Origin of the sequence: Rhodococcus sp. RD6.2, from assembly GCF_001040705.1 — a bacterium.
GTDB lineage: Bacteria > Actinomycetota > Actinomycetes > Mycobacteriales > Mycobacteriaceae > Rhodococcus_G.
Genome location: NZ_CVQP01000001.1, coordinates 542,029 through 557,360 on the forward strand (window position 1 = coordinate 542,029; position 15,332 = coordinate 557,360).

The 15,332-nt window shown below is 69.2% G+C and carries 14 protein-coding genes; 4 read left to right on the plus strand and 10 right to left on the minus strand.

Annotated features, from left to right (window positions below; translation table 11 throughout):
- Window position 1: 1 nt before the first annotated feature.
- From RHCRD62_RS02380 to RHCRD62_RS02405, 6 genes are all read right to left on the minus strand, one after another.
- Window positions 2–2,236, minus strand: a complete 2,235-nt coding sequence (locus RHCRD62_RS02380) for an acyl-CoA dehydrogenase family protein (RefSeq protein ID WP_050063036.1) — start codon at window positions 2,234–2,236, stop codon at window positions 2–4.
- 66 nt (window positions 2,237–2,302) lie between these two features.
- Window positions 2,303–3,235: an SDR family NAD(P)-dependent oxidoreductase gene (locus RHCRD62_RS02385; RefSeq protein ID WP_050063037.1), complete on the minus strand. Its 933-nt coding sequence runs from the start codon at window positions 3,233–3,235 to the stop codon at window positions 2,303–2,305.
- Entirely contained in the window at window positions 3,232–4,047 is an 816-nt protein-coding gene (locus tag RHCRD62_RS02390) for an enoyl-CoA hydratase/isomerase family protein (RefSeq protein ID WP_050063038.1), read from the minus strand. Before RHCRD62_RS02390 ends, RHCRD62_RS02385 begins: the two co-directional genes overlap by 4 nt.
- Entirely contained in the window at window positions 4,044–5,057 is a 1,014-nt protein-coding gene (locus RHCRD62_RS02395; protein WP_050063039.1) for a TIGR03617 family F420-dependent LLM class oxidoreductase, read from the minus strand. Before RHCRD62_RS02395 ends, RHCRD62_RS02390 begins: the two co-directional genes overlap by 4 nt.
- Window positions 5,054–5,671: a TetR/AcrR family transcriptional regulator gene (locus tag RHCRD62_RS02400; RefSeq protein WP_253277160.1), complete on the minus strand. Its 618-nt coding sequence runs from the start codon at window positions 5,669–5,671 to the stop codon at window positions 5,054–5,056. Before RHCRD62_RS02400 ends, RHCRD62_RS02395 begins: the two co-directional genes overlap by 4 nt.
- 136 nt (window positions 5,672–5,807) lie before the next feature.
- On the minus strand, window positions 5,808–6,812 hold the full coding sequence (locus tag RHCRD62_RS02405; RefSeq protein WP_157050778.1) for a poly(ethylene terephthalate) hydrolase family protein: 1,005 nt from the start codon (window positions 6,810–6,812) through the stop codon (window positions 5,808–5,810).
- Between the two features lie 119 nt (window positions 6,813–6,931).
- Here RHCRD62_RS02405 and RHCRD62_RS02410 point away from each other — a divergent pair, with 119 nt between their 5' ends.
- From RHCRD62_RS02410 to RHCRD62_RS02425, 4 genes are all read left to right on the plus strand, one after another.
- Window positions 6,932–7,549: a TetR/AcrR family transcriptional regulator gene (locus RHCRD62_RS02410; protein ID WP_050063042.1), complete on the plus strand. Its 618-nt coding sequence runs from the start codon at window positions 6,932–6,934 to the stop codon at window positions 7,547–7,549.
- A gap of 191 nt (window positions 7,550–7,740) precedes the next feature.
- Complete coding sequence (locus RHCRD62_RS02415) at window positions 7,741–10,200, plus strand: beta-glucosidase (protein ID WP_050063430.1); 2,460 nt, start codon at window positions 7,741–7,743, stop codon at window positions 10,198–10,200.
- A 66-nt stretch (window positions 10,201–10,266) separates the two neighbouring features.
- Window positions 10,267–11,826, plus strand: a complete 1,560-nt coding sequence (locus tag RHCRD62_RS02420; protein WP_050063043.1) for an LVIVD repeat-containing protein — start codon at window positions 10,267–10,269, stop codon at window positions 11,824–11,826.
- On the plus strand, window positions 11,823–12,482 hold the full coding sequence (locus RHCRD62_RS02425) for a DUF305 domain-containing protein (protein WP_050063044.1): 660 nt from the start codon (window positions 11,823–11,825) through the stop codon (window positions 12,480–12,482). The genes RHCRD62_RS02420 and RHCRD62_RS02425 overlap by 4 nt, the downstream gene beginning before the upstream one ends.
- 162 nt (window positions 12,483–12,644) lie before the next feature.
- Here the strand turns inward: RHCRD62_RS02425 and RHCRD62_RS02430 are convergent, their stop codons facing one another.
- The 4 genes from RHCRD62_RS02430 to RHCRD62_RS02445 form a co-directional block, all read right to left on the minus strand.
- Window positions 12,645–13,172 carry an RNA polymerase sigma factor gene (locus tag RHCRD62_RS02430; RefSeq protein WP_050063045.1) on the minus strand — a complete coding sequence of 176 codons (528 nt, stop codon included), beginning with the start codon at window positions 13,170–13,172 and terminating at the stop codon, window positions 12,645–12,647.
- 107 nt (window positions 13,173–13,279) lie between these two features.
- The gene (locus RHCRD62_RS02435) at window positions 13,280–13,621 is read right to left on the minus strand and encodes a hypothetical protein (RefSeq protein WP_050063046.1); all 342 of its coding nucleotides are present in this window, start codon (window positions 13,619–13,621) and stop codon (window positions 13,280–13,282) included.
- An 86-nt stretch (window positions 13,622–13,707) separates the two neighbouring features.
- On the minus strand, window positions 13,708–14,613 hold the full coding sequence (locus RHCRD62_RS02440; RefSeq protein ID WP_050063047.1) for a C39 family peptidase: 906 nt from the start codon (window positions 14,611–14,613) through the stop codon (window positions 13,708–13,710).
- A gap of 55 nt (window positions 14,614–14,668) precedes the next feature.
- On the minus strand, window positions 14,669–15,292 hold the full coding sequence (locus tag RHCRD62_RS02445; RefSeq protein ID WP_050063048.1) for a hypothetical protein: 624 nt from the start codon (window positions 15,290–15,292) through the stop codon (window positions 14,669–14,671).
- Window positions 15,293–15,332 lie beyond the last annotated feature (40 nt).

Sequence of the window (15,332 nt, forward strand, 5' to 3'; positions counted from 1 at the left end):
GTCAGCGGGGCAGTCCCAGCACCCGCTGGGCGATGACGTTGAGCTGGATCTCGATGGTGCCGCCGCCGATCAGCACGGCCGGGACGCCGAGGTAGTCCTGGACATACGGCTCGTCCGGACTTCCCACACAGCCGAGCGGGCCGAGCAACGCGACCAGCGCCCGGGACCCGTCGCGCTGCGCGATCGCATGGAACACCTTCTGCACACTCGTGGACGCGCCGGTGGTGTCCTCCGACCCGTTCAGCCGATGGAGCACCGACTTCAGGTTCATGGCCGACACAGCGAGTTCACGGCCGGTGTTTCGGCCGAGCACCCGCACGACCTCGTCGCGGGTGGCGCCGTACTCTCCACTGTCGAGCAGTTGCCGGACGGTGTCCGCGGCGCCGTGCCCGAAGCCCGCAGTTCCCATCTTGAGGCGTTCGTTCGACAGGGTGGTGACGGCGAGACGCCAACCGTCGCCGGGCCCGGCGACGACGCAGTCGTCCGGAACGAAGACCTCGTCGAGGAACACCTCGTTGAACTCCCACACTCCTGTGGCCTGCTGGAGCGGACGGACGTCGACCCCCGACGAGGCCATGTCGATCAGGAAGTAGGTCAGGCCCTTGTGTTTCGGCGCGTCTGCGTCGGTCCGCGCGAGGCACACACCCCAGTCCGCCTCCCGCGCCTGCGAGTTCCACACCTTCTGTCCCGTGAGTGCCCAGCCCCCGTCGACCCTGCGGGCCCGGGTCGACAGGCCCGCGAGGTCCGAGCCGGCGCCAGGCTCGGAGAACAGCTGGCACCAGACGAGTTCGCCGCGCAGGGTTGCGGGCACGAATCGCTTCTGCTGCTCCTCGTTGCCGTGCGAGATCAGGGTGGGCAGCACCCATTCCGCGATTCCCGTGTCCGGCCGCGCCAGCCCACGCCGGGCGAATTCGTCCGCGATCACCGCCTGCTCCACCGGTCCCGCGTCGAGGCCGTAGGGCTGCGGGTAGTGCGGTGCGGTGAGGCCCTCGGCCGCCAATCTGGCCCGCCTGGCCCCGCCACGCGAGGGGGCCCACCCTTCCGTCGCGATCTCGTCCTCGGGGAGTGCGAGAACGTCGTCGAGGGCAGCCGAGACCCGCGCCCGCAGTGCGGGCAAGGTGTCCTCGTCGATGAACGAGAAGTCCCGCTCGATGTGCAGGGCCGCCTCACCCAGCCGGGTCGACCAGGTGTCGTCGGCGCCCACTGCCGAGGCGACGGCGACGGCCCGACGCCAGTACAGGTGCGCGTCGTGCTCCCATGTGAATCCGATACCGCCGAGCAGGCTGATGCAGTCGAGCGCCTGGTCGACTCCTGCCGGAGCTGCGGTCAGGGCGGCCTGTGCCGCTACCAGGCGGCGTTGGTCGGGGGTGTCTTCCGCGGCGCGAGCGGCATCCCACGCGGCTGCGCACGCCACTTCGGAACGGACGAGCATCAAGGCCGCCTTGTGCTGGACGGCCTGGAAGCTGCCAACGGGTCGACCGAACTGGTGCCGGGCCCGCACGTAGTCCACGGCGGTCTCCAGGCACCACGCGGCGATCCCGCTCGCCTCGGCGCCGAAAAGGGCCGCGACGACAAGGTCGACATGGTCCTGGTCCAGTCCGGACAGTGTCCGAGCGGGGGCGACGTGATGTCCGGTCAGATGTAGCCGGCCGACCGATCGGGTGATGTCGGTCGCCTTCAATGCCGTCACGGCCGCGGTCATCCTGCCGAGATCCGTATCGTCGAGCCAGAACCACAGGCTCGCACCGGAGCTCTCCCGCGACGCGCGCACCAGCACTCGCGCCGCACCCGGAAGCCCGAGAGTGGGATCGGACGTCCCCTCGACGATCCATCCTCCGTCGCCTTCCCGTGCCGTGAAGCGACTCCCGGTGACGAGAGCGCCGGTCGCGCCCTCGCCGAACGCTGCGAGAAGTTCCGAGGCACCGGCAGTGGCGGTCGAGGCGACCGCACCGGCGAGGACCGTGGGGAGGTAGGGCCCGGGGAACAGGGCCATGCCCAGCTGCTCGACGACGACAGCGAGCATCGGCAGCCCGCACGCAGAACCTCCCGCAACCTCCGGGAGGTGAACGGTGTGCAGTCCCTGACGCAGCACCGCCTCCCACACCGGGTCCGGTGCGGTACCGGATGACAAGGCATCCAACCGGGCACGGGTGTCCGCAACCGGTGCCGCTCGGCGGGCGAAGGCCGCGACGGAATCTGCGAGCGCGCGCTGATCCTCGTCGATGGGTAGAGCCATGAGTCCTCCTCGAAGGAACGGCCGGCCGGGGCCGGGAGTGCCGACACCTGATGGGGTCGGGTGCGGCTACAGCCGCTGCGCGTCGACCGTGGTCAACCGGGTGGACAACTCCCACAGGGTCGACGCCGTCGAAGGATCGGTGGCGTGGCCGGCGGCCGTGCCGACAGCGCAGTCCACGAGGTACGTCCCGCCGGCCGCGTCGAGCTCCGGCGCCGTGGCTCCCCACACCGACGTCGCCGCGGCGGCAGGGACGGATTTCAGAGTGGTCAGAGCATTCGGCGTGCCCGCCGAGAGGCGTTTCATCTCGGCGAAGTCCTCGCGCGACATGTGCCGGGCGAGTCCGGTGGCGCACACTCCCGGATGCACCGCGAAGGCATGGACACCAGTGCTGCCGAAACGATGTTCGAGCTCGACGGTCATCAGGACGTTGGCGGACTTCGACTGCCCGTAGGCGACGAACTTGTCGTAGCCGCGGCGCTCGAAGTTCGGGTCGGCCAGATCGACGGGGTGCGCGCGGTGCGCATCCGAGGACACCGTGACCACCCGGGCCGGGACTCCGGACCGGTCGGCCGCGGCGGTCAGCGCGGGCAGCAGTGCCGTCGTGAGTGCGAAGTGGCCGAGGTGATTGACACCGAACTGCGCCTCGAAACCGTCCCTGGTGCGCTGCAGCGGCGGGTACATCACCCCGGCGTTGTTGATCAGGAAGTCCACCGGCAGGCAACGCTCGGTGAGCCGATCCACGAAGGAGCGCACGCTGTCGAGGTCGGTGAGGTCGACGCCGTACGTCTCCAGGTTCGCGGCGGGATGTGTCTCACGAATCCGGTCGGCGGCCGCGGCGGCCGCGGTGACCTCCCGCGCGGCGAGAACGACCTGCGCACCCGCGGCGGCGAGCGCGCGGGCGGTCTCGGCGCCGAGCCCTCCGCTCGCGCCGGTGACCAGCGCGGTACGGCCGGTCAGATCGATGCCGGCGAGGACGTGGTCGGTGGTCGGGGCGGTCATCGCGGATCGACCTCCTGCCAGTCGCGCGACAGCTTCGACTGCCATTGGGGTTCACGTCGATCCGTGAACGCCCGCACCCCCTCGGTCGCGTCGTGGGTGCCCATGACCCGTAGGTGCAATTCCGTCTCCAGTTCCGCGACGCGCTCCGGCGAGTAGCCGCGCCCGATGGTCTGCCACAGCAGCCGCTTGGACAGCGCGGCCGACATCGGCGCGACGTTCACGGCGATGTCCCGGGCGATGTCCATCGCGGCAGGCAGAACGTCGTCCGCAGGCAGGGAACGGCTCGCCAGGCCCAGCCCGAGCGCCTCGGCGCCGTCGAAGGTGCGGCCCGTCAGTAGGATGTCCGCTGCCGCCGCCATCCCTGCAATGTGCGGAACGGTCCAGTGCGACATGGCATCCGGGAGCACCCCGCGGCGGACCTGCGGGATCGAGTACTTGGCGTCGGTCGCGAGGATCCGGATGTCCGCCTGCATCGCGAGTGTCAGGCCGATGCCGATGGCGTGCCCGTTCACCGCGGCGACGACGGGCTTACGCAGGTCGAATGCCGGCGGGTCGACGGGTGACGCGGTGAACGTGTCGTGCTCCGGTGCGGCGAAGGTGCCGTCACCGCCCGCCATGTCGGCGCCCGCGCAGAACGCCGGGGGAGCGCCGGTGAGGACGATGACCCGGACGGCGTCGTCGTCGTCGAGCATCCGATAGGCCGAGCCCAGTGCCCGGCCCATGGCCTTGGTGAACGCGTTACGTCGCTCGGGCCGGTCGAGGGTCACCACCGCGACACCGCGCTCGACCTCGACGCGCACCCCGCCCGTCACGACGCCGCCTTCACGGCCGAGATCAGTTCGGCGACATGGACATCCGATACCGGGTAGCCGGGAAAGTAGCAGCACACCCGGTCCGCGTGGTCGCCGAAGCGGGCGACGATCTGCGCCGCACACTGTTCGGGCGTGCCGTGCACCGCGAGGGTGGCGAGCATGTCGTCGTCGATCAGCTCTCTCATCGCGGCGAACTCACCGCGCTTGGACAGCGTGTTGAGCTCCGGCTGCATGTCCGCCCAGCCCTCCACCTCGAGCACCGGCCGGTAGGCCGGGGTGGATCCGTAGAACCCGAGCAGGCCCCGCACACCGCGAGCCGCGGCGTCGAGTTCCGCAGGCGTGCGGCCGACACCCACGATGACCTGGGGGTAGATCGCGAGGTCCGAGCGCGAGCGTCCGCCGCGCTCGAGCCCTTCGTCGATCGCGGGCACGGTCCGCTCCCGGAAGTGTCGGACACTGTTGAACGGCATGACGAGCAGCCCGTCCGCCACCTCGGCCGCGGCCCGGGTCATCAACGGCCCCAGCGCGCCGAGGCAGATCTCCGGCGGACCGTAGGGATTGGGACCGGGGTTGAAGGTGGGCGGCATCAGGGTGTGTGTGCTGAACTCGCCCTGAAACTTCAGCGGCGCCCGGCCCTCCCAGGCCGCGAAGATCGCCTTGATCGCCAGCACCGCTTCGCGCATGCGGGCGGCGGGCCTGGACCACTCTGCGCCGTAACGCTTCTCGATGTGCGGGCGCACCTGCGACCCGAGACCCAGACGAAACCGCCCACGGCTGAGGGTTTGCAGGTCGTAGGCGGTGTGGGCCAGGTGCAGGGGGCTGCGCGGCAGTGCGACGGCCACGTTCGTCATCAGGTCCGCCGACGTCACCGCCGATGCCGCGACGAGCGGGACGAACACGTCGTGGGCCCCTTCGAAGGTGAACAGTCCGTCGGCGCCGAGCGCGACGAGTTCCTGTGCGCGTTCCGCGGCATCTTCCGGTCGGCGGTTCAGTTGAACGTCGACCTTCATCGCTGCACCGGCCCGGTGTCGACCGCCTCGGCGGCGTGTGCGGCCAGCACGAACAGGGCGCCGGCCAGGGACTCGACGAACTCGTCCTCGTCTTCGGTGCCCCGCGTCAGCCCGCGCATCGTCGTGGCACCCGAGAGCAGGTCGAACAGGAACATCGCGTCCACACCCGACGCGATCTCGCCGCGGTCGACGGCGCCGTCGAGTAGGCCCTGGAAGGCCTTCCGGACGGGCGCCCCGATGGCAAGCAACCGTTGGCGTGCCTCCTCGGTCTGCGAGTCGGCGAGAAGGCCGGGCACACCCGCCCGCGCTGCCGGCCGCGCGGCGCGAATCAGGAAGATCCGCACCCACGTCGCCAGGTCGGAGCGCAGGTCACTGGACTCCTCGGGCAGCGGATGGCCGCCCGTCCCGTGCACGGCCTCTTCGATCAGGGCCTCCCGTGTGGGCCACCGCCGGTAGATCGCCGGGGTGTTCACGCCTGCGGCGCGCGCGATCGAAGCGACGGTCGTCTGCTGATAGCCCACCTCGCCGAGGAGGCGTCGGGCAGCGACGAGGGTCGCCTCGTCCTTGCTGAGGTCGCGGGGGCGCCCCATTCGAGGTGAGGGCTGGGGTTTCACCATTACATGGTAAGCCGTTACGTTAGTCGGGCGAGGGTTTTTGTCCGATCCGGCCGCGGCCCTGCCCCTCTGATGCAAGCGGGCCACGGGAGCTGCTGTGCAGCTCCCGTGGCCCGTCCCCCCTGTTCCCCCTGGCTCAGTTGGCGATGTTGCTCGCCTGATTGCTCCATGCCTGCCGGCTGAAGAGTTCGCCCGTCCCGGAGACGAATGCGCTGTGTGCGTACTCGTCGTCCTGGAGTTTGTCCATGTTCCAGGCGGTGAGGGTGCCGAGGAAGCCCTGCACGCCGCTGACGCAGCCCGGATCGTTCGGGGGGCAGCCGGGCTGGCCCTGAATGTCGTTGTGGTTAGGGCCGTTCAGCGTCGCCATCGCCTTCTGGACCGAGTCCGGGGTGGCGGCGAAGTAGCCCTGCGCGGACTGGGGGCCGATCTGCTCGAACGGGAGCGGCTGGGTGGACGGCGAGATGGGGCTGCCGGACCCGTTGACGTAAAGGACGGAGCCGGTGGTGAGCTTCGTGGGATCCGTGCAGATCGTCATCGCCGCCTCGGGTTTCGGCAGGTTGAGCGTGCACATGTACTGCCCGGGCAGTTCGATGGGGACCGCGGTCTTGACGGTGCCACCGGCGGCGATCGTGGCGTTGAGGGTGCCGATCGCGCCCTGTGAGTGGCCCATGGCTCCGACGTTGTCGGTGTCGAGTGCCTGGTAGAAGACGCTCGACGGGTCGTCGTTCTGCCCCTTGAGGAAGTCCACCGCCTGCAGCATCTCCTGGCCGGAGCCTGTGTTGGTGTTGTCGGGGGCGATGACCACGAAACCCCAGGACGCCAGGTGGGAGAGCAGATAGTCGTACTGGAAGGGGTGCGCGAAGGTGCCGTTGCCCCAGGTGATGATCGGGTGGCGTTCACCGTTTGCGCCCAGGTCGGTGGGGTACCAGACGTCGAACTTGTGGCCGGAAGAGTCGCAGCAACCGAAACCCTGCTGCTCGGTCACTTCCCACGGTCCGCGCTCGGAGTACGTGCTCTCGACCGAAGTTGTCGGCTGACTGCTCGGGGCGGGCGCGCCGGCCGTGGCCGTGGCGCCGGTCCCGAACATGGTCAGGGTTGCTGCGGCGAGGAGGATTGCGCCTCTACTCAAGCGACTGCTCATGGCGACGAGGCTAACTATTCACCTAGTCGTCGTTAGTGGTTGTTACATCATCGTTATAAATTGGTTCCCCGGAACCGGTCGCAGAATTGGATCGTCGACCCTGTCGTTAGGCTCGCACCGTGACCGAGCGACGGCGGGGTGGGCGTGCAGCCAGGGCGGAGGCTCGGCGTGAGGCTATTCTCGACGCCGCGATGGCCGAGATCGCGGCGAGTGGATACCGCGCCACCACCCTTGCCGCCGTTGCGGAGCGGGTTGGACTGACCCAGCCGGGTGTCCTGCACTATTTCCCCAGTAAGGAACACCTGCTGATAGGTGTTCTCGAAGCTCGGGACCGATGGGACACCGCCGCCCTGCTCGCGGCCTCGGCGGACGTGAGGTTGTCGCACCTGGAGCAAGTCGTGGAATTCAACGCTGCTCGACCCGGCGTTGTCCAGACCTTCACTGCCTTGGCTGCCGAGAGTACGACCGGTCAGCATCCGGCACGCGAGTTCTTCACCGAGCGCTACGCTGCCGCGCGCGCCAGGCTCGCCGAGTTGCTGAGGGCGGAATTCGGCGACCGATTGCCCGGTGATCTCACCCCCGAACAGGCGGCGCCTCTGCTGATCGCCGTCATCGACGGTGTGCAGATTCAGTGGCTGCTGGCTCCGGATGAGGTGGACATGTCCGCCGCTTTTCGCAACTTCGTTGCGCTGCTCACCGCCGTCGACCGGGCCGGGAACGATTCGGGTGAACGGTAGTCGACCCATCGAGTAACGGTTTGATAACGACACTTAATCACCGTTAGGTGAACGGCTAGCCTGACCACACCACCGTGTTCGCAACCGGTCGGCTGTCGTGCGTGTGCTGGGTAATCTCGCCATCGGAAAGGCAAGTGCGCCAAGGATTGATCGCATCGGTGCCGCTCCGATCGATGCCTGGCGAACCGTCGATGACGAAGGAGTCCACGATGCACGACGAGGCGACGCGCGAGGCCGTCGAATCGGCACTCGCCAAGCTCGATCTGGACGCGAAGGCGAGACTGCTCCAGGGGCAGGACATCTGGACGCTGCCGCCGCTCCCCGAGATCGGGCTCGGCTCCCTCGTGATGTCCGACGGTCCGGTCGGTGTGCGCGGAGCCAGCTGGGGGCCGGAGGACCCGTCCGTTCTGCTGCCCTCGCCCACCGCGATGGCAGCCTCCTGGGATCCCGAGCTGATCGCCCGTGCTGGAACGCTGCTCGCGCAGGAGGCCCGTCGCAAGGGCGTGCACCTGCTGCTCGCCCCCACCGTGAACATGCACCGGACCCCCGTCGGCGGCAGGCACTTCGAGGCGTACTCCGAGGACCCGCTGCTCAGCGGCGCCATCGGTACCGGCTTCGTCCGCGGTGTGCAGTCCGGCGGCGTCGGCGCCACCGTCAAGCACTTCGTGGCCAACGACGCCGAGACCGACCGCATGTTCGTCGACAACATCGTCTCCCCGGAGGCGCTGCGCGAGATCTACCTCGCGCCGTTCGAGGCGATCGTGCGCGACGCCGGCCCGTGGGCCGTCATGTCCGCCTACAACAGCGTCAACGGAACCACGATGAGCGAGCATGCCGAGCTGCTGCGCGGTGTGCTCCGCGACGAGTGGGGCTTCGACGGCATCGTGGTCTCCGACTGGATGGGCACCCGCTCGACGGTCGGCGCCATCATGGGCGGCCTCGACGTCGCCATGCCCGGTCCGGTGTCCGTCTACGGCGAGCTCCTCGTCAAGGCGGTCCGGGACGGCGAGGTCGACGAGTCCGTCGTGGACGGCGCCGTCCGCCACGTCCTGCTGCTCGCCGCGCGCGTCGGCCTGCTAGAGGGCGCACCGGCCGCCGTCACCGAGTTCCCCGCGGCGATCGACGGCCGCGAGATCGCGCGGGAGGTCGCCCGGCGGTCCTTCGTGCTCGTCCGCAACACCGAGGTCGCCGGCAGTGCAGTGCTGCCGATCGCACCCGCCGAGTCCACGGTCGCCCTCATCGGACTGGCCGCTCGCGACGCCCGCGTGCTCGGCGGCGGCTCCGCCATGGTCTTCCCCGAAACCGTCGTCTCCCCGCTCGACGGGCTGACGGCGGCGCTGCCCGACGGTGCGCTGGGCTACAGCGTCGGCACGGTGCTGAGCGAGGACATGGGTGTCGCCGACCGCGGGTTCGACCTGCGCGCCCGTTGCCTCAGCGCCGACGGGACGCTGCAGCGCGAGCTGCCGCTGGCGGACGGCAACATCATGTGGATGGGCGACCTCCCCGAGGGCATCGACTACCCGTCGCTGCAGACCGTCGAGATCGTCGGCAGCTTCACGCCGGAGCTGTCCGGCCCGCATCGCTTCGGCACCAAGGGAATCGGCCGGTTCACCCTGGCCGTCGACGGCGAGACGGTGTTCGAGGGCGAGCAGGCACTGGAGAGCTTCGATCCGTTCGAGATGTTCTTCGGCTCGCCGAAGGACCGTGCCGTCGTCGAGCTCGAGGCGGGGCGCACCGTCGAGGTCTCCCTGCGATACGACCCGATGAAGATGGAAGGCGCACCGATCGCCGTCGTCAGCTTCAGCCTGGGGCACCTCGAGCCGCAGCGTGACCCCGAGGAGCTGATGGCCGAGGCCGAGGCTGCTGCGGCTCGGGCCGATGTGGCCGTCGTCGTCGTGGCGACCACCGACAAGGTGGAGTCCGAGGGCTTCGACCGCACCACCCTCGCGCTGCCCGGCCGTCAGGACGAGCTGGTCTCCCGCGTCGTCGCGGCAAACCCGCGGACCGTTGTGGTCGTCAATTCCGGTGCCCCCGTGGAAATGCCGTGGCGCGACGACGTCGCCGCGGTGCTGCTGAGCTGGTTCCCCGGCCAGGAGGCCGGCGCGGCGCTCGCGGAGGTCCTCACCGGCGCGGCCGAGCCAGGCGGCCGGCTCCCCACCACCTGGCCCGCGACGCTGGAGGACTGCCCGGTCACCGAGGTGACCCCGACTGACGGCAAGCTCGACTACACCGAGGGCCTGTTCATCGGCTACCGCGCCTGGGACCGGTCCGACGTCGCGCCCGCGTACTCGTTCGGGCACGGCCTCGGCTACACCAGCTGGGAGTACGAGGACGCCCAGTGGGACGGCGACACCGTCACGGTCCGCGTCCGCAACACCGGATCCCGCCCGGGACGCGAGGTCGTGCAGGTCTACCTCGCCCCAGTCGACGGTGACACGTCCCGGCCCGCCCGTGCGCTTGCCGGCTTCGCGAGCATCGAGGCGATGGCAGGCGAAACCGCCACGGCCACAATCGCATTGCCGCAGCGCGCCTTCGAGACGTGGGACGAGACTAGCCGGAAGTGGGTCCACCGCCCCGGCGCGTACGACCTCCAGGTCGGCGCCTCGTCCGCGAACTGTCCTCGCACGCTGCGCATCACGGCCGCCGGCTGACACCGCGTCCACACTTCGGCACATCTGGCTCGGACAGTGGTGTCCGATTCGAGGGAGATTCAACGTATGAGGTTCTCGACTGCCGTTCGCGGCGTAGCGGGCGCGGCTGCCCTGGCCCTACTGGTGCCTGTGATCGGTGCCGCCGCGTCCCAGCGTGACCCCTCGGGGGTGGTGATCGAGTCGCACGAGGTCAGCCGGAGCGTGGCTGCGCCCGCGGACTGCGGGCCCGGATCGCGACCGGAGACAGGGTTGCAGGGGGACGTGCCCGCGGCCGACCGGGACAGCGGACGCAGCACCGAGGGCTACGACTGCAACATCTCCCAGGTCGGCGGGTTCGCCGGACGTGGCGCAGGTATCGTCTCCGCCAGCTTCGACCACTGCGCCTACCTCGGCACGATCTTCCCCGGCGACCTGCTCGGACCCGCACCGGGTGTCCAGGTCCTCGACGTCTCCGACCCCGCCAACCCGGTTCCGACCGTCAACCTGACCGAGCCGGCGATGCTCGCGGGTACCTGGGAGAGCCTCAAGGTTCACACCGGCCGGAAGCTGTTGGTGGGCACCGGGGTTCCCGCAATGACGGGAGCCGGCCTGCTCTCGGTGTACGACATCTCGGACTGTGCTCACCCCCGGTTGCTCAACCCGGGAACCGGTACCAACCTTCAGATGCCCCTTCCCGTCACCTCCCACGAGGGTGGGTTCTCGCCTGACGGCATGACCTACTGGTCCTCGGGAGTGGTCCCCGGCCTGGTCAGCGCGGTCGACCTGGCCGACCCCGTCAACCCGCGGGTGATCTGGCAGGGCCTGTCCGGCCCGTCGTCTCACGGCTTCGGCATGAGTCCGGACGGCAACCGGATGTACCTCGCGGACAACGCCGGTGGCCTCCGCGTCCTCGACGCCAGCGCGGTGCAGCGCCGCGACCCGAATCCACAGGTGCCCGTGCTGGCCCAGATGGTGTGGACCGACGGAATCGCCACCCAGCACAGCGTCCCGGTGAGCTACGACGGTCACCCGTACATCTTCGTCGTCGACGAGGCCGCGTCCGGCGGGGTCAAACTGATCGACGTCGCCGACGATGCGAAACCGAAGATCGTGGGTGGCATCAAGCTCGAGATCAACCTTCCCGAGAACGTCGACAGTCAGATCGCGTCGGCGTCCGGTGGATCGGCGTTCACCTACGACCCGCACTACTGCACCGCGGATCGGCCCGTGGATCCGACGGCACTCGCCTGCGGTTGGGCGTCCTCGGGTATCCGAGTGTTCGACGTGCGGGATCCTTTCTCGGCGAAGGAGATCGGATACTTCAACCCGCCGGCGATGAAGGGTCGCAACCTGGAACGCTGGAACTCTCCGCACGCGCTGGCGTCGGTCCTCGGATACCCAGTGTTCTCCGAACTCGCGGCGCAGGGAGCGAAGGAACGCGGGGTGTTCGATCCTGCGCAGGCCGAGAGCAGTCGCACGGGCATGCTCCTCGGCGGCGACCTGTCCACCGACTGGTGCATGTCGCCGCCGGAATGGCGCGGCAACGACCTCTGGGTCACCTGTTCCGACAACGGCTTCCTCGCCCTGCACCTCGACGAGGACGTCTACACCCCGCCGGCGAACCAGCGGTCGACCTTCGGGTCATGACGAGATCCACGCTCGTCCGCGGGGTCGCGTTCGTGTCACTGGCAGCACTGCTGCTGGTGATCGGCGCGGCCCTGCGGCCCTTGATCGCCCCGACCGCCCCGGCCGTCGCCGACCCGATTCTCAGCGCCACGGAGGTCGGCTTCGCCGCGGACATGGCGGCCCACCACCAGCAGGCCATGCAGATGGTGCAACGACTCGACCCGGGCGCCGACCCCGGCATCGTGGCCCTGGCCCGGCAGATCCACGACACGCAGTCCGTGGAGATCGGCATGCTCCTCGGCTGGCTCCGCCTCGCCGATGCGTCGCCCACCAACCGGGATCCGATGGCCTGGATGGCGGCAGACGCCGCTGCGGCCCACCATCATCCGGCACCGGCGGGCGCCGCCGACCCGCCACTCGGACCGATGCCCGGCATGGCGACGATGACAGAGCTCGACGCCCTCTCCGCCGCCCGTGGCCGCGAAGCCGAGGTGCTGTTCCTCCAGCTGATGTACCGCCACCACCAGGGCGGCGTCGCGATGGCGCAGGCCGCCGACGCCATACTCACCGGTGGACCGGTCAAGCAAGCGGCGCGCGACATGATGGCGACCCAGAGTCAAGAAGCCGGACTGATGGGTGTCCTCCTCGCCCAGCGAGGCGGGCACCCGACCCCGTAGCCGGTCGCGACCAGCGGGTTGCCGCACCGAATTCATCACCGCCGCGGAAACAGCGGCTTGCGGACATGATCGAGCCGGAATGGAATCGCGAACTGGGCACGCGGGTGCTGCTCGCGAACGCGGACTGGTACGACCCGATCGAGTCGTAGGGCCGCGCAGCGGTCACGAGATCGAGGGCGTGAGTTCGGCGACGAGTCGTGCGCGGGCGCGGCTGATGCGGCTTCGGACCGTTTGGACGGGGATTCGCTGGTGGTCCGCTATCTCCTGATAGGTCATCCCGGCGACTTCTCGGAGGACGATCGCCTCGCGGAAGTCGTCGGGAAGGGTGTCGATCGCGGCCCGGACCGCCGCGACTGTGGTGACCCGGTCGGCAACCGACGGTGCCGGGTCGACCACGTCGAGGAAATCGTCCTGAGCGGAGAGCACGTCCTTGCGGCGGCGGATCACGGCGAGCGAGGCGTTGGCAGCGACGCGGTGCAGCCAGGTGCCGAGCTGGGAGTCGCCCCGGAACTTGTGCAGGTTCTGCCAGGCGGCGACGAGGGTGTCCTGGAACGCGTCCTCGGCATCCTGTTGGTTCCTGGTGATTCGGCTGCACACCGCCCACACCTTGAGGCGATGTGGTTCGACGAGCTGTGCGAATGCCCGTGCGTCACCTTGGCGGCACAGGTCGAGCAGTTCGGCTTCGGTCATGGTCGATCCCCCCGGAACAGTTCGGCCCTCCACTGGGCCGGGCTGGATCGTAACCGACCCCGCAGTACGCGCAGGGAGTGACGCCGGTTCGCTGAGGTCATGGCGGTTCAGAACCCGTCCGTGCCCAAGTCGATGTCGTCGACGTGTGCGTCGCCCCAGTCCCCGTCGGAGTCGTCCGGATCGGCTCCGGCATCGTCGAACGATCCGGCGGTGTCGTGGGATCCACCGGGAACGTCGGCGTCCGGGAAGCCGAGATCGCCGGCCGCTGCGTCGGCACCGGTGGCGGCGTCGTCGCTGTACGGGACGAGGTCGCTGTCGAGGGGTGGGGTGTCCGGGTCGATCGCGGCGGCGATCGCGGTGTCCCAGAGGTGCTCGGGCATCGGCGGGGTGAGCTCGTCGGCGCTCACACCGAGTTCATCCCACAACGATGGTGATTCCGCGTCGTCCATGCCGTGTCCGTCCTTTCGTGTCGAGGAGCAGGGAAGTGCGATGTGCCGGGTTCGTCAATGTTCCCACCCCATTGTGAGCGGTCCGATCACTGCAACCCGATGAGGTCGAGAATCGCCCACGGTCTCGGTTGCAGCGCCGCGACACTGTCGTCGGTCGCGTCCAGGTCGGGGTCGGGTTCGTCGGCGACGATCATCTGGTTCTCGCCGTCGGCCCACGAGTCCATGAACTGGTCGATGGGAACTTCGAGTCCGTTGCCGGTGGGGCTGCCGGGGTCCGAGAGGATGACGACGCCGCGGGTCTCGTCGATGCCCGCGACCACGACGACGTGGTCGGGGGTGCTGTCCTCGGCGATCTCCTCGTCGGGATACCAGATCTCGCCGCTGTCGACCATCGCGATGATGCCGTAGCCGTCATCGAGTTTGGTCTTCAGGTCGTCGAGGGTGCCGGACTCGATGTGGCAGGGGACGTTCTGGTCGTCGAGCAGCGCCTCGATGCCGTCGAGGGTCATGCCCTGCGAGGGGTCGTCGCCGAGGAACAGTCCGAGTTCGAGTGCGCGGTCGACCATCTGCTGCGGGCTCGTGATGTCCAGGCCGGTGTACTCGGAGATCAGCTGCGCCGCGCTCGACGGGCCGCAGAACCCGTTGACCTCCTGGTAGAACCACTCCGTCGTCCACGCCGAGGCGTTGCCGTAGGTGCCGTCCGAGGGTGGCTGCTCCGCGGGATCCTCGGAAGGCTCGGACTCGGGTGGTACCGGAGCGGCCGGCTCGGGCTCGGGGAGTGCGGGCGCGGCCGGCTCCGGCGTGGTGAGGTCCGGTGCGGGAAGGTCGATTCCGTCGATGAGGTCCGGGATGGACGGCATCGTTCCCATGCCGTTCGGTTGCCACGGCTCGCCCGACGGTACCTCCGAGCCATCGGTGAACGGGTCGATGTCGTCCCCGATGTCGAAGGTGGGCGGGTCGAGATCCGGTGCGGTACCGGCGATGTCGTCCATGGTGGATGCTCCTCGAGCAGAAAGGTGGCGAGCGGAACGTACGCGCGGGGCGAGATCAGATCAGGTCGGTCGAAGTGGGGACTTCGTTCCAGTCGCCGGTCTGCCCGGCATCGGTGTAGATGTGGTCGGCGTTGCCGTCGCCGTCGGTGTCGACCCCGTGGTAGTCGAAGATCCCGTCGGTGTTGCTGTCGAGCATGACGGTGTCGATGATCCCGTCGCCATCGGTGTCGGCGTCGATCTCGTCGATGGTCCCGTTCCCGTCGTGGTCGAACGCGACGTTGTCGGTCAGGCCGTCGAGGTCGGTGTCGGTGTCGAGCCGATCGGTCACGCCGTCGAAATCGGTGTCACGTTCGACGACGTTGAAGTGCCCGTTGCCGGTGGTGGATTCGATGACGTCGATGTTGCCGTCCCCGTTGGTGTCGTGGGCGATCTCGTCGGTGACGCCGTCACCGTCGAGGTCGATGTGCACGGTGTCGATGCTGCCGTCGCCGTCGAGGTCACGGGGGGAGACGTACGGCTGCGACGGATCCTCGACCCACGCGGCCTCCGGCTGCGGTGCCGCGGTCGGCGCGGTGCCGGTGGGCGAGGTCGACTCGGTCGCCGTGTCGACCTGCGGGACGTCCGGGGCGGCGGTGACGTCGTCGATGCTGTCCTCGAAGCTCTGCTGCGGGTTCGTCATGATGTGCTCCCTCTGCTCGTCGTCAGCGGCGGCTTCCGCT

Excerpts from the sequence above, each read along its gene's own strand:
- RHCRD62_RS02380 (WP_050063036.1), bottom strand. The coding sequence starts at position 2,236 with ATGGCTCTACCCATCGACGAGGATCAGCGCGCGCTCGCAGATTCCGTC.
- RHCRD62_RS02385 (WP_050063037.1), bottom strand. The coding sequence starts at position 3,235 with ATGACCGCCCCGACCACCGACCACGTCCTCGCCGGCATCGATCTGACC.
- RHCRD62_RS02395 (WP_050063039.1), bottom strand. The coding sequence starts at position 5,057 with ATGAAGGTCGACGTTCAACTGAACCGCCGACCGGAAGATGCCGCGGAA.
- RHCRD62_RS02405 (WP_157050778.1), bottom strand. The coding sequence starts at position 6,812 with ATGAGCAGTCGCTTGAGTAGAGGCGCAATCCTCCTCGCCGCAGCAACC.
- RHCRD62_RS02415 (WP_050063430.1), top strand. The coding sequence starts at position 7,741 with ATGACGAAGGAGTCCACGATGCACGACGAGGCGACGCGCGAGGCCGTC.
- RHCRD62_RS02420 (WP_050063043.1), top strand. The coding sequence starts at position 10,267 with ATGAGGTTCTCGACTGCCGTTCGCGGCGTAGCGGGCGCGGCTGCCCTG.
- RHCRD62_RS02425 (WP_050063044.1), top strand. The coding sequence starts at position 11,823 with ATGACGAGATCCACGCTCGTCCGCGGGGTCGCGTTCGTGTCACTGGCA.
- RHCRD62_RS02430 (WP_050063045.1), bottom strand. The coding sequence starts at position 13,172 with ATGACCGAAGCCGAACTGCTCGACCTGTGCCGCCAAGGTGACGCACGG.
- RHCRD62_RS02435 (WP_050063046.1), bottom strand. The coding sequence starts at position 13,621 with ATGGACGACGCGGAATCACCATCGTTGTGGGATGAACTCGGTGTGAGC.
- RHCRD62_RS02440 (WP_050063047.1), bottom strand. The coding sequence starts at position 14,613 with ATGGACGACATCGCCGGTACCGCACCGGATCTCGACCCGCCCACCTTC.
- RHCRD62_RS02445 (WP_050063048.1), bottom strand. The coding sequence starts at position 15,292 with ATGACGAACCCGCAGCAGAGCTTCGAGGACAGCATCGACGACGTCACC.